Here is a 2,687-nt window from a genome sequence, read left to right on the forward strand (position 1 = left end):
CCCCAGCCCTAAAGGGAGCCAAAATCAGGACGTTTAGTGTAACCATTTCTCATTTGAATGTATAATACTCAATCGTTTCGAACTACTTTTTTTTTCCACCCGCCGCGGCGGGTCGGGGAAAGAAAAAAGTCAAACAAGAAAAAAACAAAGGAGAAAAAACAAAGGAATGTATCGTTCTGAAATAAGCTTACATGCCTGATTTTGTTTGCCACCCATAACTCCACTTTTTTCCCTACATTCACACCACCAAAACAACCATCCAATGTGTTACTACACGGCTCAAAACGTACCTTTAGCAAAGGTTGAAAAACGATTCCAAGCGAAAGCAGACCAACCGGAATCGTTTTTACAATCAGATTTTATTGTGGGTTTTGAGTACTTGAATATACCGGTTATTTTAGACACTTCGCCTGCAATCATTTCAACCAATCATCATTGGGGCTTGATACCTTCCTGGTCAAAAGACATTGATTTTAGAAAGAACACCTTGAATGCCCGCATTGAAACAATGGATGAAAAAGCAAGCTTTAAAAATGTGACATCCAACCGCTGTTTGGTCATTGCCTCTAGTTTTTACGAATGGCATTGGAACGATGAAAAAGGGAAGTCGAAGGACAAATACCAAATTCATTCCGCAGAGGATGAGTTATTTGCCATGGCAGGTATTTACGACACTTGGAAAAACCTGCAAACCAATGAAAGTTACCATTCCTTTTCCATCGTAACCACCGTAGCAAACAAGCAAATGGAATACATCCACAACCATAAAAAACGGATGCCTGTCATCCTTAAAAAGGGCGACGAAGCAGCTTGGTTAGATACCACGAATTCCTTGCAGGATTTTGCATTTCCGTATAGTGCGGCGATGGTTGGTTTTAGGGTTTGAGCAACAATTCGATTATTTCACAAATAAATATAAAATCAATTTACTAACGAATTGTCCTGCTGAGCTTGTCGAAGCATTTTTGCTCCTTGTTATTAAGAGCAGGGGAAGGAAAAATACAAAGAAACAAGTTCGTATTTAATCCTATTACAACTCGAACCAAAGATAAAATTCCAATTTTTATTAGTTGAAAAATAAGTAACTACAGAAGAAGGTTAATTCATAAGAGATTAAAAACTAGACTGCTACCATACGAATCCTTTCGTTTGATTCATCATTACAAGAAAGTTTTTACTATTTTTGATGTCTAGGAACAAAAGGAATAGATGGCAGTTGTGTTTTTAGGTAGGTCATGCTGCTGTACCTCCCAAAGTCTTCGTGCAGGAGAAGTTTTTTTAGACTTTCGGCCAGTTTGACCTTTCAGAAATAGAATACAACCTGGCAATGCTATGGCATATTGCTGTGACTGTTGTAAATATCAAACATACAATTAGATGAATAGAAAATAGAATTCGAAAGATGGAAAAAAATAAAAGTAACAAATCAGGAAATGGAATTGGCATTGGAGCTGCTCTGGGAGTAGCATTTGGAGCGGCGTACAGCCTAAAAGCCGGAAATGCTCCTATGGTGATAGCCCTAGGTTTAGCAATTGGTGTGGCAATCGGAGCGATTTTTGACTTCGTTAATAAAAAGAAATAATTCTAACCCGCTAGTCGAAGTGAACACAATGCTATTTAAAAAAGAACTCTTCGAGGAGTAGGTCGAAAGTTTTTACCTTAGATTTACGCCTAATTTTTCAATTTTGTCTAACCACTTTTTTCTTATAGAAAGCTCTGTACCTTTCACTGGTCCAATATAAGTTACTTTAACCGGCTTAATTCCGCAAAATTCCAAAGTTGATTTCTTCAATTGGTTGACACTTGGTCTACCAAATGCAAACCAGTAATACCAGGATGGTTGATCAAGTGTTGTAATAATATGAGCGGTCTTACCCGTTAATAATTTATCCCACCAAACGGAATTTTCACGGTACTGAAAGGCAAAACCTGGCAAAAACAGGCGGTCTATAAAACCTTTAGTTATTGCAGGGAGTCCGCCCCACCAAACAGGATGAATCCAAACCAAATGCTCTGCCCATTTGATTTTTTCCCACGCTTCCAGTAAGTCAACTTCTAATTCTGTTCTTTTTTGATAACCAAATTGCAAGTTGGGATTGAAATTTAAGTCTTTAATCACAATTTCTTTTACGTCTGCCCCGGCAATTAACGCACCCTTTTTGTATGCTTCAAAAAGTCCAAAATTGAAACTATCCTTGTTGGGGTGCCCGTTTATAATCAGTATTTTTTTCATTTATTTTCTTGCTATCTATTTTAGCCTCCGATTTTTTGATCTATTCAGCTAGCTTCTATTTTACGCAGTAGCTTCATAGAATTATATTTCTTTGTTATATAAACCCGTTGGGTGTAATTCAATTTTGAAATAATTTTGCCACTAATTCACTAATTTCTCGTAATAATTATTCGATTTAATTCGAATTTTCATCAAAGATGAACAAATTATCGAGCTTGATTAATTTAAAATTCGAGAATTCGTGGTAAAAAACTTAAAATAATCTTTAATTAAATAATTACACCCAACGGGTTATATAATTAAATATACGCATTTTTTTTGGATTTACGTAGACCTAAGAACTAAAGTTCTGCGGAAAATCCCAATTTTTAGTTGGTATTAATCTAAAACAACGTGGCACCTGATTTTTTTTGGACCAAACTGCCGCGGCGGGACCAATATCAAGACGTACAGT

3 protein-coding genes are annotated in these 2,687 nt (G+C 36.5%); 2 read left to right on the forward strand and 1 reads right to left on the reverse strand.

Features of this window, described 5'->3' with window-relative positions; all coding sequences use genetic code 11:
- Positions 1-262: 262 nt before the first annotated feature.
- Positions 263-886: an SOS response-associated peptidase gene (locus ACIQ2Z_RS12895; protein WP_396184573.1), complete on the forward strand. Its 624-nt coding sequence runs from the start codon at positions 263-265 to the stop codon at positions 884-886.
- 516 nt (positions 887-1,402) lie between these two features.
- Positions 1,403-1,582 carry a hypothetical protein gene (locus ACIQ2Z_RS12900; protein ID WP_396184574.1) on the forward strand — a complete coding sequence of 60 codons (180 nt, stop codon included), beginning with the start codon at positions 1,403-1,405 and terminating at the stop codon, positions 1,580-1,582.
- A 72-nt stretch (positions 1,583-1,654) separates the two neighbouring features.
- Here the strand turns inward: ACIQ2Z_RS12900 and ACIQ2Z_RS12905 are convergent, their stop codons facing one another.
- Positions 1,655-2,233: an NAD(P)H-dependent oxidoreductase gene (locus ACIQ2Z_RS12905; protein WP_396184575.1), complete on the reverse strand. Its 579-nt coding sequence runs from the start codon at positions 2,231-2,233 to the stop codon at positions 1,655-1,657.
- Positions 2,234-2,687 lie beyond the last annotated feature (454 nt).

Origin of the sequence: Flavobacterium sp., assembly GCF_044361015.1 — a bacterium.
GTDB lineage: Bacteria > Bacteroidota > Bacteroidia > Flavobacteriales > Flavobacteriaceae > Flavobacterium.

What these genes read in the sequence shown, in the direction of transcription:
- ACIQ2Z_RS12900 (WP_396184574.1), top strand. Translation starts at nt 1,403, where the DNA reads ATGGAAAAAAATAAAAGTAACAAATCAGGAAATGGAATTGGCATTGGA.
- ACIQ2Z_RS12895 (WP_396184573.1), top strand. Translation starts at nt 263, where the DNA reads ATGTGTTACTACACGGCTCAAAACGTACCTTTAGCAAAGGTTGAAAAA.
- ACIQ2Z_RS12905 (WP_396184575.1), bottom strand. Translation starts at nt 2,233, where the DNA reads ATGAAAAAAATACTGATTATAAACGGGCACCCCAACAAGGATAGTTTC.